23 protein-coding genes and 1 tRNA gene are annotated in these 21675 nt (G+C 70.3%); 9 read left to right on the top strand and 15 right to left on the bottom strand.

Annotation, left to right across the window (positions count from 1 at the left end; all coding sequences use genetic code 11):
* Nucleotides 1-10: 10 nt before the first annotated feature.
* The gene (locus OG594_RS22110; RefSeq protein ID WP_266601614.1) at nt 11-1027 is read left to right on the top strand and encodes a phospholipase; all 1017 of its coding nucleotides are present in this window, start codon (nt 11-13) and stop codon (nt 1025-1027) included.
* A 214-nt stretch (nt 1028-1241) separates the two neighbouring features.
* Here the strand turns inward: OG594_RS22110 and OG594_RS22105 are convergent, their stop codons facing one another.
* From OG594_RS22105 to OG594_RS22090, 4 genes are all read right to left on the bottom strand, one after another.
* A complete protein-coding gene (locus OG594_RS22105; RefSeq protein WP_266601607.1) occupies nt 1242-2366 on the bottom strand; it encodes a PP2C family protein-serine/threonine phosphatase in 1125 nt (374 codons plus the stop codon).
* A 293-nt stretch (nt 2367-2659) separates the two neighbouring features.
* A complete protein-coding gene (locus tag OG594_RS22100) occupies nt 2660-3343 on the bottom strand; it encodes a CE1759 family FMN reductase (RefSeq protein ID WP_266601605.1) in 684 nt (227 codons plus the stop codon).
* Nucleotides 3340-4440: an LLM class flavin-dependent oxidoreductase gene (locus OG594_RS22095; RefSeq protein ID WP_266601603.1), complete on the bottom strand. Its 1101-nt coding sequence runs from the start codon at nt 4438-4440 to the stop codon at nt 3340-3342. The genes OG594_RS22100 and OG594_RS22095 overlap by 4 nt, the downstream gene beginning before the upstream one ends.
* A gap of 265 nt (nt 4441-4705) precedes the next feature.
* Nucleotides 4706-6313: a phospholipase gene (locus OG594_RS22090; RefSeq protein WP_266601602.1), complete on the bottom strand. Its 1608-nt coding sequence runs from the start codon at nt 6311-6313 to the stop codon at nt 4706-4708.
* A 653-nt stretch (nt 6314-6966) separates the two neighbouring features.
* Between OG594_RS22090 and OG594_RS22085 the strand changes: the two genes are divergently transcribed.
* On the top strand, nt 6967-7725 hold the full coding sequence (locus OG594_RS22085; RefSeq protein ID WP_266601601.1) for a dienelactone hydrolase family protein: 759 nt from the start codon (nt 6967-6969) through the stop codon (nt 7723-7725).
* A 111-nt stretch (nt 7726-7836) separates the two neighbouring features.
* Nucleotides 7837-8340, top strand: coding sequence for a hypothetical protein (locus OG594_RS22080; RefSeq protein ID WP_266601600.1), 504 nt, complete (start codon nt 7837-7839; stop codon nt 8338-8340).
* A gap of 172 nt (nt 8341-8512) precedes the next feature.
* On the opposite strand, the gene OG594_RS22075 is transcribed toward OG594_RS22080, so the two are convergent.
* On the bottom strand, nt 8513-9586 hold the full coding sequence (locus OG594_RS22075; protein ID WP_266601598.1) for a glycosyltransferase: 1074 nt from the start codon (nt 9584-9586) through the stop codon (nt 8513-8515).
* Nucleotides 9587-9924: 338 nt separating this feature from the next.
* On the opposite strand from OG594_RS22075, the gene OG594_RS22070 reads away from it, so the two are divergent.
* Nucleotides 9925-9999 (top strand) — tRNA-Trp (locus OG594_RS22070).
* Between the two features lie 119 nt (nt 10000-10118).
* On the top strand, nt 10119-10493 hold the full coding sequence (locus tag OG594_RS22065; RefSeq protein WP_266601596.1) for a hypothetical protein: 375 nt from the start codon (nt 10119-10121) through the stop codon (nt 10491-10493).
* A gap of 75 nt (nt 10494-10568) precedes the next feature.
* Here the strand turns inward: OG594_RS22065 and OG594_RS22060 are convergent, their stop codons facing one another.
* The 3 genes from OG594_RS22060 to OG594_RS22050 form a co-directional block, all read right to left on the bottom strand.
* Nucleotides 10569-11051 (bottom strand): nuclear transport factor 2 family protein, encoded by a 483-nt coding sequence (locus OG594_RS22060; RefSeq protein WP_266601594.1) that lies wholly within the window; start codon nt 11049-11051, stop codon nt 10569-10571.
* 527 nt (nt 11052-11578) lie between these two features.
* Complete coding sequence (locus OG594_RS22055; RefSeq protein ID WP_266601592.1) at nt 11579-12025, bottom strand: transglycosylase SLT domain-containing protein; 447 nt, start codon at nt 12023-12025, stop codon at nt 11579-11581.
* Nucleotides 12026-12513: 488 nt separating this feature from the next.
* A complete protein-coding gene (locus OG594_RS22050; RefSeq protein WP_266601590.1) occupies nt 12514-13122 on the bottom strand; it encodes a TIGR03086 family metal-binding protein in 609 nt (202 codons plus the stop codon).
* 165 nt (nt 13123-13287) lie between these two features.
* Here OG594_RS22050 and OG594_RS22045 point away from each other — a divergent pair, with 165 nt between their 5' ends.
* On the top strand, nt 13288-13692 hold the full coding sequence (locus OG594_RS22045) for a hypothetical protein (RefSeq protein WP_266601588.1): 405 nt from the start codon (nt 13288-13290) through the stop codon (nt 13690-13692).
* A gap of 68 nt (nt 13693-13760) precedes the next feature.
* On the opposite strand, the gene OG594_RS22040 is transcribed toward OG594_RS22045, so the two are convergent.
* Nucleotides 13761-14708: a zinc-binding alcohol dehydrogenase family protein gene (locus OG594_RS22040; RefSeq protein ID WP_266601586.1), complete on the bottom strand. Its 948-nt coding sequence runs from the start codon at nt 14706-14708 to the stop codon at nt 13761-13763.
* Nucleotides 14709-14782: 74 nt separating this feature from the next.
* Between OG594_RS22040 and OG594_RS22035 the strand changes: the two genes are divergently transcribed.
* Nucleotides 14783-15274, top strand: a complete 492-nt coding sequence (locus tag OG594_RS22035; RefSeq protein ID WP_266601584.1) for a MarR family winged helix-turn-helix transcriptional regulator — start codon at nt 14783-14785, stop codon at nt 15272-15274.
* Nucleotides 15275-15360: 86 nt separating this feature from the next.
* Nucleotides 15361-15912: a GNAT family N-acetyltransferase gene (locus OG594_RS22030; RefSeq protein WP_266601582.1), complete on the top strand. Its 552-nt coding sequence runs from the start codon at nt 15361-15363 to the stop codon at nt 15910-15912.
* A 127-nt stretch (nt 15913-16039) separates the two neighbouring features.
* Here OG594_RS22030 and OG594_RS22025 read toward each other — a convergent pair whose 3' ends face one another.
* From OG594_RS22025 to OG594_RS22010, 4 genes are all read right to left on the bottom strand, one after another.
* The gene (locus tag OG594_RS22025; RefSeq protein WP_266601580.1) at nt 16040-16891 is read right to left on the bottom strand and encodes an alpha/beta fold hydrolase; all 852 of its coding nucleotides are present in this window, start codon (nt 16889-16891) and stop codon (nt 16040-16042) included.
* Nucleotides 16888-17400 carry a MarR family winged helix-turn-helix transcriptional regulator gene (locus OG594_RS22020; protein ID WP_266601578.1) on the bottom strand — a complete coding sequence of 171 codons (513 nt, stop codon included), beginning with the start codon at nt 17398-17400 and terminating at the stop codon, nt 16888-16890. Before OG594_RS22020 ends, OG594_RS22025 begins: the two co-directional genes overlap by 4 nt.
* A gap of 195 nt (nt 17401-17595) precedes the next feature.
* Nucleotides 17596-18750 (bottom strand): serine hydrolase, encoded by a 1155-nt coding sequence (locus tag OG594_RS22015; protein ID WP_266601576.1) that lies wholly within the window; start codon nt 18748-18750, stop codon nt 17596-17598.
* Nucleotides 18751-18844: 94 nt separating this feature from the next.
* Entirely contained in the window at nt 18845-19882 is a 1038-nt protein-coding gene (locus OG594_RS22010) for a hypothetical protein (protein ID WP_266601574.1), read from the bottom strand.
* 265 nt (nt 19883-20147) lie between these two features.
* On the opposite strand from OG594_RS22010, the gene OG594_RS22005 reads away from it, so the two are divergent.
* Nucleotides 20148-20876 carry a GbsR/MarR family transcriptional regulator gene (locus OG594_RS22005; RefSeq protein WP_266601572.1) on the top strand — a complete coding sequence of 243 codons (729 nt, stop codon included), beginning with the start codon at nt 20148-20150 and terminating at the stop codon, nt 20874-20876.
* A 130-nt stretch (nt 20877-21006) separates the two neighbouring features.
* Here the strand turns inward: OG594_RS22005 and OG594_RS22000 are convergent, their stop codons facing one another.
* Entirely contained in the window at nt 21007-21207 is a 201-nt protein-coding gene (locus OG594_RS22000; protein WP_266601570.1) for an HAD family hydrolase, read from the bottom strand.
* The gene (locus OG594_RS21995; RefSeq protein ID WP_266601568.1) at nt 21200-21565 is read right to left on the bottom strand and encodes a hypothetical protein; all 366 of its coding nucleotides are present in this window, start codon (nt 21563-21565) and stop codon (nt 21200-21202) included. The genes OG594_RS22000 and OG594_RS21995 overlap by 8 nt, the downstream gene beginning before the upstream one ends.
* Nucleotides 21566-21675 lie beyond the last annotated feature (110 nt).

Raw genomic sequence — 21675 nt, 5'->3', positions numbered from 1 at the left:
GAGTGTTTTCTTGACCACCTACCTCAAACAAGGTACCGGCCCGCGGATGCTCCTGGCACTGCTCTCGGCCCTGTGCACGGTCGTCGCCGCCACGGCGCTCGGTACGGCCCCGGCGACAGCAGCAACGACAGCACCGACAGCGGTCGCGGCTGATCAGCGCCATCCGGTCTACGCCATCGCGCACCGCGTCGACACCCTGGGCGGCGTGGACGCCGCGCTCAAGCACGGCGCCAACAGCATCGAGATAGACGTCTGCGCCTGGTGGAACCCGAACGAGTGGCGGGCCTATCACGACTGTTCCTCGGCCGGGGACAACCGGCTGGGCCCCAGCTTCGACAGCATGATCGACCGGATTCTCTCCCACGCGAACCAGGGGCGCAGGCTGTCGCTGGTCTGGCTCGACATCAAGGACCCGAACTACTGCGGGGAGCGCGAGAACCGCGGGTGCAGCGTCGCCGGGCTGCGTGACAAGGCGCAGCGCCTGACGGCTGCCGGGATCCAGGTGCTCTACGGGTTCTACGAGTACCACGGCGGCAGCACCCCGGACGTCGGCGGCCGGGGTTGGAAGAGTCTCGAGGGCAGGCTCGGCGCTCTGGAGGGCATCACGACGACCGGGACCCGCGACCAGGTGCGGGGGGCGTTCGACCGGTCCGGTTCCGGGTTCCCGGCCGGCCGTCGGGTGATGGACTACGGCGACAGCGACATCACCAAGGGGTTCGGCAACTGCACGGAAGCCACTTACTACACGTGCGCGGAGCTGAAGAAGGGCGCCGCGGACCGTGACGCCGGACAGCTGGCGGCGACCCTGTCCTGGACGACCACCTACAACGATCCGTGGTACGTCGACAAACTGCTGGGCGACGGGCGGGTGGACGGGATCATCGCGGGCTACGGGGCCTTCACCGGGGTACGGGAGTACGACGACAGCTGGCAGTGCGCCAACTCCGTCAGCCTGATCCGTGACTGGGTCGGCCGCCACGGCGGGACCCATCGCATGGCCGCACCCGGTGACCGTCTGTTCCGGTAGGACACGGGCACCGCAGCCGGTTACACCGGGGGCCGGGCGTGACGCTCTCGTGCCCGGCTCGTTGAACGGGTAGGTCAGCGAAGTACGCGGAGGCCCCGAGTCGTTGTCGGGGCCTTCGTGGTGTGCGGCCGTCGCCCACCGGCGCGGGGCTGTGCCAGGCATGGGTGTGTCAGGCAGGGGTGTGCCAGGCATGGGTGTGTCAGGTGTGGCTGTGTCAGGTGTGGCTGTGCGGGGCGATCGCGAGCATCGCGACGTCGTCGTGGAGGGTGCGGGTGTGGCGGGGCAGGTCGGTGTTGAGGAAGTCGACGACGTCGGCGGGTCCGGGTGCCGGGCGGCCTTCGAAGCGGTGGCGTAGCCGCTCCACCAGGGGGTAGAAGTCGCCGCCTGTGTCACGGGCCTCCACCAGGCCGTCCGTGACCAGCAGCAGTACGTCGCCCCGGGTGAAGCGGTGGGTGCGCGCCACCGGCCCGTCCGCTGCGGCCAGCTGGCCCAGGCCGAGCGGCAGGGCTGGCGGGCCGTCCAGCGTGCGCACCTCGCCGCGGGAGATGAGCACCGGCTCCACGTGCCCGTGGTTGGCGACCGTCACCCGGTGCGCCAGGCTGTCGTACTCGATCAGTACGGCGGTCGCGAACAGTTCGGCGTCCCGGATCTCCTCGGCCTCGCGGACCAGGCCCCGCTCCAGCCGGGCGGCGACGGCCGGCAGGTCGTGCGCCTCGTACGCGGCCTCGCGGAAACTACCGAGGAGCGCTGCGACCGTGCGGACCGCCGGGAGTCCTTTGCCGCGGACGTCGCCGATGATGGCGCGCTCCCCCGCCCTGGTGGCGCGGATGTCGAAGAGGTCGCCTCCCACCATGGTCCCGGCCTCGCTCGGCCGGTAGAGGCAGGCTGCGAGTACGTTCCCGACCTGGTGCGGTACCGGGCGCAGGAGTGCCCGCATCAGGGCCTCGGCGACGGAGTTGGCGTGGACGAGGTGGCGTTCTTGGCTACGGCGGTGCGCGGCGAGTGCGGTCGCGAGGATCCCGACGACGACGGTGGCGATGTCGGCGGTGACGTGGTGGGTCTCGCCGAGGTGGTGGGAAAGGGCGGTGAGCAAGCCTTCCAGGAGGATCGCGAGGACGGTGAACGCGGCCACGGCGACGGGGCCGAAGGCGTATGCGGCGATGGCGGGCAGGGCGACGAGGAAGAAGCTCACCGCCCACTCCTGCTGCTGGGCGAGTTCCAGGAGGAGGACGAAGGCGAGGTAGACGAACGGCAGCCACCGCATCCATACCGGTGGCACGGCCGGCCGAAAGCCGTCGTCGACGGCTGTGAGGGGCGTATCCGGGCGGGTGCGTCTCACCGCCCGCCTCCGGGGGCGGTGCGGAGGGCCGGGCACCCACAGGACCTGTGCACGCGGGCCTCCTGACATGAGCGTGATCGACTGTCACAGCGTGAGGAGGAAGTCGGGCCGAACCGTCGATTACGCCGAACGCGGCATGTTGCCCGGCACGTGCGGGAGTCCGCCCCCGGCCCCGGCCCGGGCCCGGGGAAAGGTACCGGCCGCGGGCGGATCTGCTGTTGCACCCGACCGGCGTCAGATCAGGCGTTGCCCCTCACGATGACGCCGGTCGCCCCTCGAGGGGCGTTCTACGGCTACTCGGCGCGCAACGCGGCCAGGCGCTGTTCGAAGGGCACCACCTTGAAGCCGTGCGCCGGATCCGCCGAGGTGATCGCCCCGGTCAGCGAACGAGGTGCGATCGCGGCAGCAGTGTCGGTATCGAAGGCAGTGTCGGGGGCGGTGTCGGGGGTGGTGGGGCGCATGGAGCGGGCCAGTTCCGTGCCCGCGCGGGTGATCCGCCGTGCCAGACCCTGTTCGCCCCAGTCCTGCGAGGCCGCGTACACGGCGGTGGGCACGACCAGTGCGCGCAGGTGGGTGAAGAGCGGGCGCAGGGCGTGTTCGGTGACCAGGCTGTGTCGGGCGGTGCCGCCGGTCGCACCGAGGAGGACGGGCGTGCCGGTGAGGGCGTCTTTGTCGATGAGGTCGAAGAACGACTTGAACAGGCCGCTGTAGGAGGCTGCGAAGACCGGTGTGACGGCGATCAGGCCGTCCGCGGCCGCCACCGCGTCGAGGGCGGCTGCCAGTGGGGCGGGCGGGAAGCCGGTGACGAGGTGTTGGGCGATCTGTGTCGCCAGTTCCCGCACTTCAATGACCTCGGGGTCGGCGTTCAGGTGGTCCAGGTGGTCCAGGTGGTCCAGTGTCGCGGCCGTGAGCCGGTCGGCGAGCAGGCGCGTGGAGGAGGACGAACTCAGTCCTGCCGATACGACGACGAGTTTCATGCCTGCATCTCCTGCTTCGGGGTCTGACGGGCGGCTGCCACGCGGGCCGGGTGGGTCGGGGCGTCCGGTACGCCGGCCGGGCGCAGGTTCGCGAACTCCTTGCGCAGGACCGGTACGACCTCTTCGCCGAGGAGGTCGAGCTGTTCCAGGACGGTCTTCAGGGGCAGGCCCGCGTGGTCCATCAGGAACAGTTGGCGCTGGTAGTCGCCGGCGTAGTCGCGGAAGGACAGGGTGCGTTCGATGACCTGCTGGGGCGAGCCGACGGTCAGCGGGGTCTGTGAGGTGAACTCCTCCAGGGACGGGCCGTGGCCGTACACGGGCGCGTTGTCGAAGTAGGGGCGGAACTCGCGTACCGCGTCCTGGGAGTTCTTGCGCATGAAGGCCTGGCCGCCGAGTCCGACGATGGCCTGCTCGGGGGTGCCGTGTCCGTAGTGGGCGTAGCGCTGGCGGTACAGGTTGATCATCTGCTCGGTGTGGGAGGCGGGCCAGAAGATGTTGTTGTGGAAGAAGCCGTCGCCGTAGTAGGCGGCTTGTTCGGCTATCTCCGGGGAGCGGATGGAGCCGTGCCAGACGAAGGGCGCGACGCCGTCGAGCGGGCGCGGGGTGGAGGTGAAGGACTGCAGCGGGGTACGGAACTTGCCCTTCCAGGTGACGCTGTCCTCGTCCCACAGGCGGCGCAGCAGGGCGTAGTTCTCGATGGCGAGGTCGATGCCGTCGCGGATGTCCTTGCCGAACCAGGGGTAGACCGGTCCGGTGTTGCCGCGGCCCATCATGAGGTCGACGCGGCCGTCCGCGACGTGCTGGAGCATCGCGAAGTCTTCGGCGATCTTCACCGGGTCGTTGGTGGTGATCAGCGTCGTCGAGGTGGACAGGATCAGGTTCTCGGTGCGTGCGGCGATGTAGCCGAGCATCGTGGTCGGCGAGGAGGGGACGAACGGCGGGTTGTGGTGCTCGCCGGTGGCGAAGACGTCGAGGCCGACCTCCTCGGCCTTCTGCGCGATGGCGAGCATCGCCTTGATGCGCTCGTGCTCGCCGGGCACGCGTCCGGTCGTCGGGTCGGCCGTGACGTCACCGACGGTGAAGATCCCGAACTGCATGGCTTCCCACACCCTTCCAAGATTGTTGATTGTTCAACCACACCTCGGAACCGGGGGTGCGTCCGCGATATTCCCGGGCGGCGGACACGAAGCCGCCCCCGCCGCGCCCGGCGGTACGAGCCGGGCGCGGCAGGGGCGGAGAGTCGGGCCCGAGGGCCGGAGAGTCGGGGCCCGGGAGCCCTAGGAGCCTGGGGCCGGGAGGCCTGAGGACCGGGGGCCCCGAAGGGCCGGGGGCCGGGGGCCCGAGGGACCGGGGGCGGGGGTGTCAGCCCTGGCAGAGGCCGCGGGCGTAGTCGTACGTCGCGGTGGCCTGGGAGTAGCGCCACTGCGGGTCCAGCAGGTCGCTCTTGATCTGTCCGGCCGCGGCCGGGCTCTCGACGACGTACCCGAAGTCCTGGAGCCAGGCGGGGTAGAGGTTCTTGGAGCCGATGTAGAAGGCGGATCCGTCGACCGAGACCAGCTTGTGGTGCTGGGCGTAGGGCTTGCCGTCCGCCCACGTCGGCCGGTCGGACGCACGGAAGGTGGCCAGCTGGAGGTTCTCGCACATCGCCGTCCGCGCCCGGCCGCCGTCACCGGTCAGGGCCGCCACGCGGCCGCGCAGGGCGTCACTCACCTCGGAGAGCGACTTGATCTGCGAGTAGCCGCCGCTGCCGATCGTGCCGCGGTTGGCCGGGTCGCTGACGACGATGCGGACCTTCACGCCGGAGACGAGCTTGGCGGCGAGGGCGTCGTAGAGGCGCACGTCGTAGCGGGGCAGCGGCGGGCAGGTGGCGTGCACGTCCTGCTGGGATATCTCGATGTGCGAGGTCGCGCTGGAGACCAGGGCGCGCAGGGCGCTCTCCTCCGGGTTGACGGTGTCGTAGTCCCGGTCGGCGTTGGTCCTGTCGTACACCCCGAACCCGCACTTGGTGTCGCCGGCCGTGGGCAGGACGGGACGGAAGGAGGAAGTGGGGTCGCTCTGGCGGATGCCCACGCCGAGGCCGCCGACGGCGAGCGCGGGCACGTCCCCGCCGCCCGCCGGGGCGGCGGGCCTCGGCAGGGAGGGCATGCAGTCCGCGCCGGGCGAGGCGGCGAACCAGACCGAGCCCCAGTTGCTCTTGTTGCGGCAGGTCCAGTCCCACAGGGAGTCCAGGTAGCGACCCGCGGAGCCCGCGGCGGGCCCGGTCAGCGCGAGGTCGACGTCGCTCACCGGGTGCGAGGTCTCCAGGTAGTCGTCCTTCCAGCTGTTGATGCCGCCGGTGATCACCGAGGTGCCGTCCACGACGACCAGCTTGGAGTGGTTCCAGGAGAACGCGGTCTTCGAGGTGGTCATCGAGGCCACGTTGAGGGTGATGGCGCCCGCGGCGCCCGGGCCCAGCTTCGCGAGGAGCTCATCACGGTAGGACGAGGGGATCACCGTGGAGTGGTAGATGGGCGCGGCGCCCACCATGACGCGCACCTTCAGCCGGCTGCCCTTCTGGGCGGCTTCCTTCAGGCCCGCGACGATCGCGTCCTGGTAGCCGCCGTTGGGGAAGGGCGCGAGCGTCGATATGTCCACGGTCTCGCGGGCGCCTGCGATGTCCTGGCGCATCTTCTCCAGGAGCCGGCGCGATCCGGGCCGGTCGGCGCACGCGGGGTCGCCCCAGCAGCCGGGGGTCTGGAGCAGCCAGTCGGCGCCGCCGGGGACGGAGGAGCCGAGCCGGTTGCCGGCGGTGCGCTCCCACACCGAGCCCTCCAGGCCCGGCGAGACCTGGCGCAGGGTCTGCTCGATGGAGTCCAGGTGCGGTGTGGGGGCATCGGCGGCGGACGCGGGGGCGGCGGCGCCGAAGAAGGAAAGGCCGAGCGCGAGGGCCGTGGCGGGGACGAGGGCCGTCGTACGGACGGTGCGTGCCAATGTGGTTCCTTGACTGAGGTGGGGGTGGCTCCGGCCGGGAACGTGGTCGACCACACCCCGACCTTGATCAACTCGCGTAAGTTACCAGCACGTAGCCCCTGGTTCACCCACCCCGGACGAGTTCCAGCCACACAAAGCCGGAACGCCCGCCGCGCAGAGCCCGGGGCACTCGCCGCGCAGAGCCCGGGATGCCCGCCGCGCAGAGCGGGGCCGCCCGGCACACGGAGCCGGGGCGCTCGGCGCACGGAGCCGGGCGGCCCCTCGCGGGGCCGGCACGCCCGCCGGGCGGAGCCGAGACACCCCCGCGCAGAGGCCGGCGCGCCCGCAGCATGGAAGCGGGACGCCCGCCGCGCAGAGGCCGGGGGCGCCCGCCGCGTGAAGCAGGGGTGCGCCGACCGGGCCCAGGAACGGGGGTGTTGGCCTGGATCGTCCTCGCGAACGGATCCACCCGATGGTTAAAGTGGGTGACGATGACTCCCGGGACGGCATTGCGCCACACACAGATCGGTGACCCGGTGCTCCGCTGAGCGCCGTACAGGCCGGTGTGGGCCGCCGGTTCGAGCGAGGAGACCGCGCCGCTGCGCGGGCTCCACCTCCGTCGTGTTGACCACAGGCTCGACACATCGCTCACCGCGCCCACGACTGGAGAACCCATGCCCATCACGACCCTGTCGATCCCCACCCCAGACGGCCTGGCCGACGCTTTCGCCGCCTTCCCCGACCACGGCGAACGGCAACAGCAACGGCACCCGGGGGTGCTGATGTACCCGGACGGCTTCGGCATCCGGCCCGCGCTGCGCGAGATGGCCCTCGAACTCGCCGGGCACGGGTACTACGTACTCGTCCCCAATCTCTTCTACCGGCACGGCCCGACACCGGTGATCGACCTTCCCGAGCACATCGGCGAAGAGGCCCGGCCCGCGGTCTTCGCCCAACTGATGCCCTTGATCGAGGCCCACACCATCGAACGTGTCCTGCGCGACGCCGACGCCTACCTCACGTTCCTCACCCGCCGGCCCGAAGTCGACACCGGTCCGGTCGCAGTGACCGGCTACTGCATCGGCGGACTCCTAGCGATGCACACCGCCGCGGCGCACCCCGGCCAGGTAGCCGCCGTCGCCGCGTTCCACAGCCCCGTGGGAGCCGACGGGCCCGACAACCTGCGCCGCCTCCTCTCCACCCTGACCGCCGAGGTCCACCTCGGCCACGCCGCATCCGACATCACGCCCGAGGCCCTCGGCGCACTCAACGAGGCCCTGAACGCCGCCGGCCTCGACCACACCTGCGAGATCTACCCCGACACCGTCCACGGCTTCACCATGTCCGACACCGACGCCTTCAACCCCGCCGCACTACAACACCATTGGAACCGCCTGCTCCCCCTCCTCCACCGCGCCCTCACCAACAACTGAGCCCAACGCCCCAACCCCGGCCCCGGCCCCGGCTGGGGCTGGGGCTGGGGCTGGGGCTGGGTGCTGCGGCTCCCTGCGAAGGTTGTCCGACCTGGCTCGTAGCCTGAGCACATGACCACCGCTGAGCTGGAAACCGTCGCACAAGAAGCGCTTACGCATTACCTGCCGATCATCGACGAGATGATCACCGAGCCCTTTCCGGCGACGGACGTGGAGGGCGGCACCGGCTACGGGAGCCCGACCCATGTCGTCCGGGTGCTACGCACGAGCCAGGACTTCTGGGACGACGAACTCCACAAGGCCTTGCAGCAGGCCGACGCGGAGATGAGCGCCGCCCTCGACGCCCTGGTCGCGGCCCTCACTGCGCGCTGGGGCGATCCACTCGTCGTGGACCTGTGGTCATACCTGAAGGCCAGCTTCGACGGGAGCAGGGCCCCGGAGCTGATCGAACGCCTCTCCCAGAGCGCCGGCAGCCTGCAGGCGTGGCCCGTCCCGGACGCCGGCCGCTGGATCGGCCTCACCGTCGGACAACACGACACGGAACTCCCCCTCGAGCTCATGGCCGTGGTCAGCCACACCCCGCTACCCGCTCCGAGCGCTGCCGACACCTACTGAGCCCGGAGCCACACCCGGAGCGGCATCCGAAGCCGCATCCGAAGCCGAACGGCAGCAGCGGGCCCCGGCTCCGGGCGGCGGCCGGGCGAGGTGCGCAGGGCGTCCGCTCGGCCGCCCTGCGGACCCCACGGACCCCGGCGTGCCCTCCACCCGGTCACGTCACGGACCTTCCTCAGGAGGCGGCCAGGGCCTCCAGCGCGGGAACCGTCTCGGCCGGGGTCGCCAAGGCCGCGTTCTCCGCCTGGAGGCGGGCCGCCGCCTCGCGCAGCGCCGGGTCAGCGATCAGGCGGGTCAGCAGCGGGGCATCGACGTCAGCGGAGGCACAGCGCAGGGCGGCCCCGGTGGCGGTGAGCGCGTCGGCGTTGGTGAAGTGGTCGGCGCCCTGGGGAAGCAGGAGCTGGGGGAGACCGGCCTGCAGGGCGGTCAGCAGCGTGCCCGAGCCGCCGTGGTGGACCAGTGCGTCAGAGGTGGTCAACAGCTCGGCGAGCGGAACCCAGGGCAGCGGGCGGACATTGTCCGGGAGGGTGCCGAGCGGGCCGAGGTCGGCGTCACCGACGGCGAGCAGGAACTCGGCGTCCACCGACGCGGCGGCCTCGATCAGACGGACGATGGCGCCGATACCGTCCAATGCGGTGAGCACGGTCCCCAGGGTGATGGCGATGCGCGGACGGCTACCGCGCCGGAGCAGCTCGGCGGGAACGGAGCCGCCACCGTTGTAGGGGAGGTAACGCACGCGCAGGCCACCCGGATCGCCACCGAGCGAAGCGGGAACGATGTTCAGCGCGGTGGGCTCGGCCGGGCCGGCCACCCCGTACGCCCCATACGCCTCGGTGAAGTTGGCGGCGAGCCGGGCGACCATGTCGAGGCCTGAGGTGACACCGAAGTTGTGGACCACCGACGGGATCTTGAGTTTGGCCGCGACCAACGGAGCCGAAGCCTGAAAGGAATCGTAAACCAGCAGGTGAGGACGCCAACTATCGGCAGCCTCCAACAGACCGTCCACAGTGGAGCGGGAAACGAGCGCGAAGCCGCGAGCGGCCCGATCAAGAATCTGATCCGTGGTCATGTCCGGCGCGACATAGCGCACTTGCTCGCCCGTGGCCTGCTCAAAGACGTCCCGGATCCTGCGGCCGTCACCGATCTCAACGATCGAAAACCCACTCTCGCGAAGTTGATCGAGCGGCTGCGAGCCCGCGAACAACACCTCGTGGCCGGCAGCGCGTAAGGCCTGCGCGGTCGGAATCATCGGGAAGAGATGGCCGGCTGCAGCCGGTCCGGTGAAAAGTATGCGCACGAGTTCTCCCTGCCGTCGGTCTGCCAGTCGAACCAGGTCGTGCGGGCCACGACCCAGCTCCCTCCGATGAACCAACAGGAACCCTTCTGACGTTCCCCCCACAGGATCGATGTCCGAACATTTCGAGGTGCGACTGTCCGGAAGGGCTCGATGCGCCCCGCGGGCCGCGGCCATACCGGAAGGTCCGAGGGTGTGCCGACCTGACGTCGTACACCACCAGCCACCCAGCACCCACAGCCACCCGGCACCACCAGCTGCCCAGCAGCACCGGCTACGATCCCGGAACGGGCGGAGCCGTAGCGCAGAGGTCGACGCGCGCGGTCTCCAACACCGCGAGGACACCGGTTCGAATCCGGTCGGTTCCGCCCACCCCAGAGTCCGCAACCCCGCCAAGCCATTCAGCTCCTGACGGCAAGAGCCACACGAACACCCTGACCCGGCGAGTACCGCTCCCCCACATCCCCATCCCTGTCAGGATGGGCCCGTGACCACATCTCGCCCATGGACGAACTCGTCGTGCCGCAGCAACGGCTCCCACCTCTCCCTCTGGTCGAAGGACTCGGTACTGTCCATCGGCTCGGTGGGCTCAGTGCTGTCGATCGGCTCGGTGGGCTCGGTGCTATCCGTCGGCTCCGTGGGCAGCGCTCTGTCCGCCGCCTCCATCGGCTCCTCCCTGTCCGTACTCAGCGCCGCTTCCTGGCTCAGCACGGGCTCACTGCTGTCCGCGCAGTCCCGCTGGTCGGTACTGTCCTGGCGCTCACGCAACGGCTTCATGGCGGCCGGCGTCATCGCCGCGACCGCCGCCGGACTCGCCGCCGCCGGACTCGCCCTGCACCTCAGTGAACGCCGCGGCCACTGAGGGACGCACGGCAGAGCCGGCCCACCGGCGCGCCGGAAGGCCGGCCTACGAACGCCTCCTCTACGGGCGGTGGTGTCAGCCGGTGGGCGGGGTCCAGTCCGCGGGCAGCCCGGACTGGGCAAGTACGGTGGCCAGGCTGTAGTGATCCTGGTCAACAGCGATCCGGCAATGGTTCTCGTCCAGGTCGAGCCGGGTGGTCATCGGCACGGCAAAGGGCTTGGGCGCACCCTTGAGATGACCCGAATAGACGGCCCGGACCGTGATGCGGTCGCCGTCCAGGCGAGTCGTGCGGACGGTGACATGCACGTTCTCGATGAGGGCGTCGGCACGGGCCTTCCACCCGGCGATCTCCTTGCGCCCGCGGAAGGAGACGCCAACGGCTTCGTCGGTGTAGGTGCCATCGGCAGTGAACAGGGCACCAAGAGCCTGAGGGTCAGTACCGTTCCAAGCGCGAGCCCAAGCAGCCACGATCCCCGCCCCACGCCGACCGCTGTCCTGCCCACTGGCAGCAGCGGCAACGGTGGCAGTGGCGGCGCAGAGGGTAGCGGTGGCGGTCAACACGGTGAGAGTGCGCACAGTGCGAGACGTCATGGTGAATGCTCCAGGGAAGTCGGATCCAGTCGGATCAGCCGCCGGTACACCTGCGGCCTCCATGGAGCACAGACTCACGTCGAGCAGTGTCCACTCTCCAGGCCCTACCGGGTCGGAAGATGTCCAGCACTGCCCGCTGCTGTCCACCCGAGGCCGGGGGCCGGGGCCGGCGTGGTGGCGAGCGGCCCGGCGGGCGAGCGGCACGACGAATCCCCCACACACCCCTAGCTCGTACGGCGTGATGTCATGCGCGAAGACCAGGCCGATGCCGTCCCGCACCACCCTCACCCTCCCCACCGGCACACCCCGCGCCTCGCATGGCGCCGTGCATCTCCCCCGGCTGCCGCTGGGAGGGGCGAAGTGCGCTGCTGGGCAGCGCGGGTAAGGCGAGATCCGGAAGAGACGGCCGGGGAGGCGGCGGACGTGGACGTGAGAACGCCCGGCCGGGAAGTCCGGGCCGGGCGTTCTCATCAGTTTGGTTGTCCGCTGGTGGCTTAGTACCAGTGGTTGGCGGACCAGAAGTTCCAGGCGCCGACCGGGCTGCCGTAGCGGTCGTTCATGTAGTCCAGGCCCCACTTGATCTGGGTGGCCGGGTTGGTCTTCCAGTCGGCGCCCGCGGAGGCCATCTTCGAGGCCGGCAGGGCCTGGGCCAGGCCGTACGCACCCGAGGAGGGGTTGGTCGCGGTGTGGTTCCAGCCGCTCTCGTGGGAGATGATCTTGTCGAACGCGGCGAACTGGGCCGGGTCCTTGATCATCTGCTGCGCGATCGCCTTGGCGCTCATCGGCGCCGCCTGGGCGGGAACCGTGGCGAGCATGGAGCCGGCGACACCGAGGGCGACGACGGTGCCCGCGAGGGCCTTCTTGGAGGTGGCGATGCGGCGGATGATGGCGTTGGACACGGAGGGGAACCTTCCACAGGGAACAAGGGCGGTCGCAGGCATGTCGAAGACATGCGTGAGCCACTCACGCGGTGGAGAGGGGTTCGTCGGCGGCGGGTGAAGCACCCGTGCCGCCTGGCGACTCATCCAGTTCTACAGACGGCCCGACCCCCTGGCAACGCCCCCTCTTACTAACGACCCTCGCAGTCCCCGGCCACCAGCGGCACCCGGGGGTGGGAAGAATCCGCGCAGGTGGGAGCCCACACCAAGGGTCGATATGAGACCTTTAGAGGCTACTATCCCGGTTCGTATGTGACGTGGGCCCTATGGGGCGGGTCACCCCTGAGGCACCCGGATCTCACCGACCGCGATCGGTCGTATCCCCTTCGAAACAGCCAGCCGGATACCGCAACCACCCCACGACCGAAGGAAGACCCCGACCGGCCCCCATCAAGGCAAGCCAGACCGACCACAGAACCCCACCGGCCAGGCAGCCGGACGGGCCGGACGGGCCGGACGGGCGGACGGCCGGACGGGCCGGCCGCTCAGCGTCACGGGGACGAGGGCGAGGGCGGCGTCCAGGCCGGATCGCGCCCGCTCAGGCCGACGGTCCGGTCCAGCAGCGGGGCGTCGTCCGGTACGGGCACGACGGCCCCGAAGGCGCCCCCGCCGCGGCCCTCCTCCTGCGCGGCCGCCAGCAGGAAAGCGTGCGAGGCGCGCAGCGCAGCCTGATCCGGTACGTACTCCTGGCCGGTGGCCCGGGCCAGGTCCCAGCCGTGCACCACCAGCTCGTCGGCGGCCACCGCCCCCGCAAGGGGACCGGGCAGGTCCACACCGCCCGCGCGGGTCATACCGGTCCAGGCGGCCGGGTCCTGCCAGGCCTCCGCCAGTTCGCCAAGGACCTTGGGCAGGTCCTCACGCCAGCGGGCCGGCAGAAGGAGCGCGGCCCGACCGGGAGGCGTGTCGGTCGTGGCGCCGAGGTCCTTACGAGCGGCGTCGCGGAAAGCAACGCAAAGGCCCACGAGGTGACCCAACAGGTCAGCGACCGTGTACGCGGGACACGGCGTCCGATCGGCGAGCCGGGCGTCGGGGACGGCGGCCGCAAGACGGGCCACGATCCGGGCCTGCGGTCCGAGGTCGAAGGTCGTCGTGCCGGTCATCTGCCGCTCCTCCCGGACGGTGGATCTGCAGGGTAGACCGACGGATCCGCTCGGGCGCGTTACGACGCGTACGAGCGGATCCGCACCGGGCGGACCAGAGACCCCGTCGAGTCGGCGCGCCCCGCTCGACGGACCCACCCCCGCGACGGAGGATGAGGGACTGTGATGACAGTCCTGGTAGTCGGCGTAGCGGAAGGCACGGAGCTGGAGCTGCTGCGGTCGCGGATCCAGCGCAACCCCCACTTCCGCGTCATCTCCCACGCCCACACACCCGACATCGCGCTCGCGCACGCCCGGGTGCTGCTCCCCGACATCACCGTGCTCACCCTGTCCGGCGGCTTCGGTGACGACCCGGCCGCACTCGGCGTGTTCCAGGGGGTACGCGCCCTCGACCCGCCGAGCGGGGTGGTGCTCCGTACGAGGGCGGAAGCGGCCCCCGGCGATCTCGACGTCGCCTGCGCCGACGGGGCCGTCCACCTCGTCCGCGCGGGCGACGAGGAGGGGCTGATGCGGGCCCTACGCACCATCGGGCTACGTCGCGCCACCTGCGACCCCGACGAAATGCCCTGACCCTCCGTTCCCTGCGCGAGGGCGTGTGAACGGGGCAGACGACTACGGCTACGGCTACCCGCGCGCCGTCAGGCGATGCGCAGGACGCTCTTGCCGTGGGTGGCGCCCTCGGCGAGGCGCCGTACGGCGGTGTCCAGGTCCGCCAGGCCGTATTCGGCGGTGATGTCGACGCGTACCGATCCGTCCGCGACGAGAGCGAGAGCACGGCGAGCACTGTCGGCGAGTCGCTCGGGGTGGGTGCGGCCGAGCAGGTTGCTGTTGTAGGTCAGGAGCGACCTGCCGTTCATGAGCAGATCGCCCGTGTCGGCCGGGACGGATTCAAAGGTGGCGAGGTTACCGAACACCGCGAGTCGACCATGCGCCGTCAACTGCTCCAAAGCAGCGCGGCGGGTAGCGCCGCCGACCGGGTCGAGGATCACGTCGAAGCGTTCACCGTCGACCCCGGCCGGGAAGTCCTCACGCAGCACGATGCGGTCGTATCCGAACCGGGCGGCGTATTCGGCCCTGGCCGGACTACTGGCGACACCGGTGATCCGGCCGGCTCCGGCCAGCCGGGCGAACTGGGCGGCAAGCGTGCCGACCGAGCCGGCCGCGGCATGGATCAGCACGCTCTCACCGGGCCGGACCCGTGCGGTGGTGTTGATCAGGTCGTAGGCGGTCGGTGCGCCCCAGCCGAGCCCCGCGGCCGTCCGCAGCGGCAGGTCACCGACGTCCAGGCTGAGCACGGCGGGCGCCACGACCACCTCGGCGTAGGCACCCGCCGTGGTCAGCGCCGTGACGGGCGCGCCGACACGGCCCGGGGCGACACCCTCACCGACCGCGATGACGTACCCGGACGCCTCGAAGCCGGGAACGAAAGGCCGCGGCACGGGGAAGTGGCCGTCGCGCACCATGATGTCCCCCCACTGGATCCCGGCGTAGGCGACCTTGATCGCCACCTGGCCGGGGCCGGGCGTGGGCGCATCGAGTTCAGCGACGCGGTAGCGGTCCTCGGCATCGAGGAGAACGGCCTTCATAGTCACAACCCCTTGTGCTGACTCAGTATCCTTACAGTCGAGACAGTAGGTATGTAAGGTTCCTGAGTCAACCCATGAACCTGTTAATGGAGTGGGAGTGCGTGATGGAGACCCCGACCGAGGAGTCCCTGTGTACCCGGATCAGGCGGTCCGAACAGGCGCTGATGGCGCACCACGAGGCGGTGCTGCGCACCTACGGGCTGACCATGACGCAGTACACCGTGCTGCTGGCCCTCTCGCGCGAAGGCGGCATGTCCGGCGCCCAACTGGCCCGCTCCTGCGGGGTGACCCAGCAGAGCATGAGCAGCGTGCTGACCAACATGGAAGGCAAGGGGCTCATTCGCCGCGAAAGCTCCCCCGTGCACGCCAAGGTACAGATCGCGACCCTGAGCAATGAGGGCCGGGCGCTCCTCGACCGTGCCTACCAGGAAGTGGCCGTCCTCGAAGAGGCCCTCACCGACGCGTTCACACCCTCCGAACACGCCATGCTCTGCACACTCCTAGAACGGGCCACCAGCGTCCTCATCAAGCAAACCCGCAACACGACGAGCCCGCCCGCCTCCTGAACCACCGCCCTGCAGCACGCGGCTGACGCCCGTCCCCCTCCCTTTTTCGATCGCCTGCGGCTCGGTGGCCACGTTAGGTTGACGCCATGTCTGAACTACGAACCGAACGCCTCATCCTTCGCGGCTGGCAGGACAGCGACCTCGCCCCGTGGGCGGCGATGAATGCCGATCCCGAAGTCCGTGAACACTTTCCGGACGTACTCACGCGTGAGCAGAGCGAAGGGTCTGCGGCCCGTTTCCAAGCCGACCTCGACCGGCGAGGCTGGGGCTGGTGGGCGGTAGAGGTCGCAGCGACGGGCGAGTTCATCGGCTTCACCGGGCTCGATCCGGTCGACGAAGACCTGCCTTTCGCGGGGGTCGAGGTGGGCTGGCGCCTGGCCCGCACGGCCTGGGGGCACGGATATGCGACCGAAGCCGCCCTCGCAGCCCTGGACTTCGGCTTCAACTCCCTCGCGCTGCCCGAGGTCCTGGCCATCACCACGGCCACCAACCTCCGCTCCCAGGCGGTCATGCAACGCCTGGGCATGACCCATGACCCCGCCGAGGACTACGACGACATGAGCGTCCCCGCCGGCCCGCTACGCACGAACGTCGTATACCGGATCTCAGCAGGAGGACAGCAACCCGCCAAGCGGTAGGCCCGCCCGACCACGCCAGGCGATCGACCCCGCGATGGCACCGCCTCCTGCCGCGTCGCTGCCCGACGTGGCGCCCGGGGAACCGCTCTGCCGCTACGGCTGGCGCAGCCCCCCTGCCCGGAGGCGGTCAGTCGCGGCCGATCACGGACGCGAGGAAGGACTCGAGCGCGCGGTTGAAGGGTTCCGTGCTCTCGAGGTTGACCATGTGGGCGGCCGAAGCGAAGCGTTGGCGGCGGGCCCCGGGAACGGCCTGGGCAATGGCCTGGGCGCGGGAGGAGATGTCGCTGCTGTCCAGTTCCCCGTCGAGAACCAAGGCGGGCACGGCGATGGCGGCCAGCCGGTCCGCCGCCCCGACCTCCCTGGGCGCACCCGCCCCGAGGCCGCCGGCGTGCCGCACGACGTTCGCGGACGCCGACGCGCGCATCCGCTCGCGCAGGCCGCGGTCGACCTGGGAGGGCTGACGGAACGGCCCGTCCACCCACATCCGGAGAAAGTGCTCGACAAACCGCTGCGCACCGCCTTCCCGGTCGCCCACCGCGGCCATCTGCTGTGCGCTGTGGTGGGCGACGTACGGGTCGGTGAACGGCCGGCCGCTCACCCCGGGCGAAGCGAGGACCAGTGCCGACACGCTTTCCGGATGGGCCAGCGTCGCATCGAGGGCGGTGCGGGCCCCGAGGGAAAGCCCTATGAGCGTGGCGCAAGGGACATCGAGGTGGGCGAGCAGCGCCTGCACGTCGTCATGGTGGGCGTAGTCCTGAGTGACCGTGGAGGAATGCCCGTGGCCGCGGGCGTCATAGCGGATGACGTGGTACCCCCGGCCCGCGAGCCACGAGAACTGCTCGTCCCACATGTTCAGGTCGAGCATGCCGCCGTGCAGAAGTACGACGGCGGGTCCTTCGCCGGCCGACTCGTAGAAGAGTTCGCCCGCCTCGACGGGTGCGGTGCCGGCCGTGACCGGATGGATCCGTGCGTGCGTCATGGTGTGTCGTCTCCTCGGTCCGTCGGGTGTGGCGGGGCGTCTTGCGCGAGCTCCTTGAATTCCTCGCCGAGGCGGCGGAGTACTTTCAGGGCCGTCGCGACGTCACCTGCGGAAAGATCGGCCAGGCGGCGCCGCAGTTCGGCTTCCTCGGCTTCCTGGATGCTGCTGATGGTGGCCTCCCCCTTCGGGGTGAGCCGGATCAGGTGCGAACGCCGGTGCTCCGGGTTCGGGGCGCTTTCGGCCAGCCCCAGGGCTGTCGCGTCGTTCACCAGACGCTGGACCGGCTGCCGGTCCAGGCCCAGCAGACGGGCCAGTTGAGGGACGGTGCGAGGGCCGCCCCTGCGCAACTCGTCGATCACCGCGTGCTGACCGGCCGTCATGCCCGTGCCCATCAGCTCCCGCTCCACGGCACGAACGACCGTGCGGTGGAGGGGCCACAGGCTGCGGATGACTTCGTACAGCAGGAACCCGACCGGGGGCTCGTCATTCGTACGCTCAACGCCACTCATGATGTCATCATGACACCTTTGATGTCGTCATGGCCAGAGGTTCTGAGCGGCCGAGCCCGAGCGCGTCCCCTCGTGCGCGACCGGGCGCACGCGGTACGCGGTCCGGGCCGGACGCGTACCGTACGCGTCCGGCCCGCGGAAGGTCAGGGCCTGCGGAGCCCTCGGCCGTACGGGCTCTCCCGGCCTTCGACGCCCTCAGCTTCCGTCGGCCGCCACGAACTCGGTGGTGAGGACGTCACCGAAGACGCCCAGGCCGCTCCAGTCGCCGTTGACCTGGCTGGTGAGCAGGTGCTTGCCGTCACGGGAGCCCATGGCGCAGGTCCACGAGCCGTACGTCGCGCCCGCGTTGCCCCAGACCGTGACGCCCGACGGCAGCGCCCAGGAGAACACGCCCAGGCCGTACCGGGTGCCGGGGATCCACGGGACGGGCCCCGTGGTGTCGACGGTGGTGAACATCTCCTGCTGCTGTTCGGCCGGCAGCAGGTGGCCTTGGAGCAGCGCGCCGAAGAAGCGCTGCAGGTCGTCCGTGGTCGAGATGATGCCGCCGGCCGCCCAGGCGAAGGACTGGTTCATGTCGGTCGCGTCGTGGACCTCGGGCTGGGCGTCGGAGGCGAAGAGGGTGGAGTAGTGCCGGGTGTGCGGCCCTTGGATCGTCGGTTCCGTGCCGGGCAGGTAGGTCCCGGTGAGCCTCAGCGGGTGGACGATCCGGTGGGTGAGCGCTTCGGCGAGCGTCCCGCCGGTGATCTTCTCGACGATCAGGGCGGCCAGGAAGTAGTTGGTGTTGGAGTACAGGAAGGCCTCCCCCGGAGCGAAGGACGGAGGGGTGGCCAGACCCATCCGGATCAACTGCTCGGGGGCGTAGGTGTCGTAGCGGTGCTCGAACCAGGCCGCACCGATGCCCTTCGCGAAGAACTGTGCGTCGTTGCCGTAGTTGAAGATGCCGCTGGTGTGGTTGAGCAGCTGGCGGATGGTGATCGCACGGCCGTCGTAGCCGTTGCCCGCCACCATCCCGGGCAGCCATTGCTCGATCGTGTCGTCGAGGCCCAGCCTGCCTTCGGCCGCCAGCTGTAGGACGAGCGTGGCGGTGAACGCCTTCGTCGTGCTCCCGATCCGGAACCGCTCGGACGGCCGGCGTTCCTCGCCGGTCCCGGTGTCGGAGACGCCTGCCGAGCCGAACCACGCGCCGTGGGCGTCTCGTACCTCGACGACGACGCCGGGAGCGCCACCCGGGGCGGCGGCACGGTCCAAGACCTGCTGCAGTGCGGCGCGGTCGGGGGTGGCCGTGATGGCCGCTGCGGGGACCGCCGGCGTGCCCTCTACGGTCGCCTCGGTGGAAAAGTGACTGGTCATGTCGGTGTTCCTTTCGGGAATTCGGGTTCGGTCGGTCGGTGTACGGGTCGGCCGGTGGGTCGGCCGGTGGGCGGGTCGGATCGGGGAAGTGGCGTCAGCGCGCCAGGCGGGCGGGCTCAGGGATCCCGGCCGGTCGCGCCGTGGCGTGCTCGGCCGTGGTGCGCTTGACCGTGGCGTGCTCGGCTGTGGTGCGCTTGGCGGCCACGATCACTCGTGCGGTGGTCCCCACCGTGAGCAACAGCACCGCGACGAGGGCGAGGAGAGTGGTGGTGTCCGGATGGATCAGGGACTGTCCGCGCCACGCCTGCCAGGTCACCACCGCGACCAGCCCCGTGTAGCCGAGGGCGGCACTGCCGACCAGGCGTGCCCGTACCTTCTCGTCGCGCAGCCAGACGCGCTCGGCGGCCAGGGCGGCCAGGACCGCCGTGATCAGGAGGAGTACCTGGATGCCGTGCAGGGCGAAGAAGTGCGGAACCCGGAAGTCGCCTCCGGTCACGCTCCAGTTGGTGAGGGGCATGCCGTGGCCGTCGGGGTCGCCGATGCCGTGGCCCTGGTACATCTGCACGGAGTGGCCGTTGGCGTCGGTCACCGTACGGGAGTGGATCTCGGTGACCATCCAGAAGACCGGTACGACCATGCCGAAGGTGGCGAGTGCGAGACCGGAGCGGATGGCGCGGTTCAGTGCTGCTCCGCCCGTGCGCTGGATCAGGACGACGACCGCGAGGACCAACTGCGCGATGACGATGACCATCACGCCGAAGGTGAGGAGGGGGACCAGGGCCAGGGTGACCGGGTCGGTCTGGTCCGCGTTGAAGTGACTGAAGGTGCCGCGCGCCGCCTGGGCGGTGATGGCGCCCACCTCCACGGTGGCGGCCACCGCGAAGACGGTACCCAGCCAGCGTCCCAGTCGTCGGCCCTTGGTCAGCTTGGTCAGCAGCCACGCCAGCGTGCCCGCGTAGAGGCCGAAGGCGAAGCCGAACTTGAGCGGCTTGACCCACACCGACTCGCCCAACAGCGTCCGCCCGTCGACGAGGGTTCCGACGCCGGAAACGAGCACCAGGCCGAACATGAGTGCGGTGCAGACCACCAGCGGCCGGTGCCAGCCACGCACGGGTGTGAGTAAGGACGTCATGAGGCGCTCCGATCAGGGCGACGAGCAGCCCTCGTCCGGGCCGGCTCGGTTCACATCGCTCGTTCGCGAATGACTAAAAGCTAAATTGCTTTCACTCTTTCGTCAATCAAAAAGGCGACCCGAGAAGCAAAGATGCAGGTCAAAGCGCAGAACTCTTGCAATGACAATGAAGTCGAATGCAAAAGCAGCGGGAAGGCGCTTGCAATGGCCTGACCGCGAAAGCAATACTGGCCGCACACGCGGACCCGACACGGAGGCAATGACGATGCCCGGAGGCAGACTGACCCACGACGAGCGACAGGCGATCGCCGAGGGGTTGGAGGAAGGGCTCAGCTACACCGACATCGCCGGGCGCCTGGGCAGGCCCATTTCCACCGTCACCCGGGAGGTGGCCCGCAACGGCGGCCCTTCCGCCTATCGGGCCGAAGCGGCCCATCGCGCCACCACGGGGCGCGCCCGCCGCCGCAAGCAGCCCACGACACCGGCGACCGCCCCGACCACGAGCGTCGCGCACGGACGCGACCCGGAGGCCGTCCTCGAACTGGAGGAACAGTTCACGGCGATGATGGTCGGTACCGGTCTCCCGCGAATGACCGCCCGAGTACTGACGTGCCTGTACGTCACCGATGGAGGCAGCCTGACCGCCACTGAACTCGCCCAGCGCCTCCAGGTCAGCCCCGCATCGGTCTCCAAGGCCGTCGGCGAACTCGAACAACAGGAGCTCATCAGGCGCGAACGCGACACCGGTCGACGGCGCGACCGGTACGTCATCGACGCCGACGCCTGGTTCCGCGGCTGGATGGCCAGCGCCCGCCAGAACGCCATGCTGGCCGACTTCGCCCTGCGCAGCGCCCAGGTCCTCGGCGCCACGACACCCGCCGGCGAGCGGATGCAAGACATAGGCCACTTCTTCGAGCACGTCGGCCGGACCATGATCGAGGCGGCCGAGCAATGGCGGCAGGCCGATGCCGCGCGGCGAAACCCGTCCGGCTGATGTCGACGTCGGCGTCGCCTCCCGCGAAGGCGGGCAGCCGGCCGGTGGGGGCGAAGATGTGCTCGGGCTCGCCCGACCCCAGGTCCAGGCCGCCCAGGAGCTCGTGGGAGCGGACGATCCTGCCGCCGGCTTAGGTGTGGGCAGCCGCCGAGCTGATGATGTCCTCCTTCAAGATCCCCCAGGTCTCCTCGGCGAACACGCGCATGAAGTCACGGCCGCCGCCCGAGCACACGAACACCCGGAACCCGTGTCCCCGCAGGAGGTCGAGCAGCTCCAGCATCGGCCGGTAGACCAGCTCCACGCGGGGGACGCCGAACCGCGGGTCACGCACCGTCCCGGTCCACTCCCGCACCCGCGCGTCGAACTCCTCGCCCGGTCGTGCCGGCCCACGACCGGGCGAACGCCTCCAGCAGGGTCGCCACCGCTTCGGGTTCCTGCGTCGCCAGGTCCTCGAAAAACCCCTGGAGCGAGGGGTCGGCCTTCACCTCCTCCTCCCAGGTACGGAACACGAAGTCGAAGTGCGGTGGCATCGGCTGCTCCACCCACAGCGTGCCGTCATTGTCGAACGTGGCGACCCGGTCGGCCGGCTCGACGAACGCCGCGCCCGGTGTCGTCGCCCCACGGACGTAGTTCAGGACCGCCCGCCTGGCAGGGCCCTCGTTCCAGCTCGCCAGTACCCGCTCGGTCACGGGCCGCTCCTCGGCTCGGCCGCCGCGTCGTCCTCGAACGGCGGCTCAGGGGCGTTCATGAGGCAATGGTCACGCCGGACGGCTGCGGTCGCCGTCCGGGCATGCCCCGG

It is taken from the genome of Streptomyces sp. NBC_01214, from assembly GCF_026340975.1.
In the GTDB taxonomy this organism is placed as follows: Bacteria; Actinomycetota; Actinomycetes; order Streptomycetales; family Streptomycetaceae; genus Streptomyces.
Note: the sequence above shows the minus strand (reverse complement) of the source record. Positions and strands in the feature narration are given on the sequence as shown.

What these genes read in the sequence shown, in the direction of transcription:
- OG594_RS22100 (WP_266601605.1), bottom strand. Translation starts at nt 3,343, where the DNA reads ATGAAACTCGTCGTCGTATCGGCAGGACTGAGTTCGTCCTCCTCCACG.
- OG594_RS22095 (WP_266601603.1), bottom strand. Translation starts at nt 4,440, where the DNA reads ATGCAGTTCGGGATCTTCACCGTCGGTGACGTCACGGCCGACCCGACG.
- OG594_RS22085 (WP_266601601.1), top strand. Translation starts at nt 6,967, where the DNA reads ATGCCCATCACGACCCTGTCGATCCCCACCCCAGACGGCCTGGCCGAC.
- OG594_RS22080 (WP_266601600.1), top strand. Translation starts at nt 7,837, where the DNA reads ATGACCACCGCTGAGCTGGAAACCGTCGCACAAGAAGCGCTTACGCAT.
- OG594_RS22075 (WP_266601598.1), bottom strand. Translation starts at nt 9,586, where the DNA reads ATGATTCCGACCGCGCAGGCCTTACGCGCTGCCGGCCACGAGGTGTTG.
- OG594_RS22055 (WP_266601592.1), bottom strand. Translation starts at nt 12,025, where the DNA reads ATGCCTGCGACCGCCCTTGTTCCCTGTGGAAGGTTCCCCTCCGTGTCC.
- OG594_RS22050 (WP_266601590.1), bottom strand. Translation starts at nt 13,122, where the DNA reads ATGACCGGCACGACGACCTTCGACCTCGGACCGCAGGCCCGGATCGTG.
- OG594_RS22045 (WP_266601588.1), top strand. Translation starts at nt 13,288, where the DNA reads ATGACAGTCCTGGTAGTCGGCGTAGCGGAAGGCACGGAGCTGGAGCTG.
- OG594_RS22040 (WP_266601586.1), bottom strand. Translation starts at nt 14,708, where the DNA reads ATGAAGGCCGTTCTCCTCGATGCCGAGGACCGCTACCGCGTCGCTGAA.
- OG594_RS22035 (WP_266601584.1), top strand. Translation starts at nt 14,783, where the DNA reads ATGAACCTGTTAATGGAGTGGGAGTGCGTGATGGAGACCCCGACCGAG.
- OG594_RS22030 (WP_266601582.1), top strand. Translation starts at nt 15,361, where the DNA reads ATGTCTGAACTACGAACCGAACGCCTCATCCTTCGCGGCTGGCAGGAC.
- OG594_RS22025 (WP_266601580.1), bottom strand. Translation starts at nt 16,891, where the DNA reads ATGACGCACGCACGGATCCATCCGGTCACGGCCGGCACCGCACCCGTC.
- OG594_RS22020 (WP_266601578.1), bottom strand. Translation starts at nt 17,400, where the DNA reads ATGAGTGGCGTTGAGCGTACGAATGACGAGCCCCCGGTCGGGTTCCTG.
- OG594_RS22015 (WP_266601576.1), bottom strand. Translation starts at nt 18,750, where the DNA reads ATGACCAGTCACTTTTCCACCGAGGCGACCGTAGAGGGCACGCCGGCG.
- OG594_RS22010 (WP_266601574.1), bottom strand. Translation starts at nt 19,882, where the DNA reads ATGACGTCCTTACTCACACCCGTGCGTGGCTGGCACCGGCCGCTGGTG.
- OG594_RS22005 (WP_266601572.1), top strand. Translation starts at nt 20,148, where the DNA reads ATGCCCGGAGGCAGACTGACCCACGACGAGCGACAGGCGATCGCCGAG.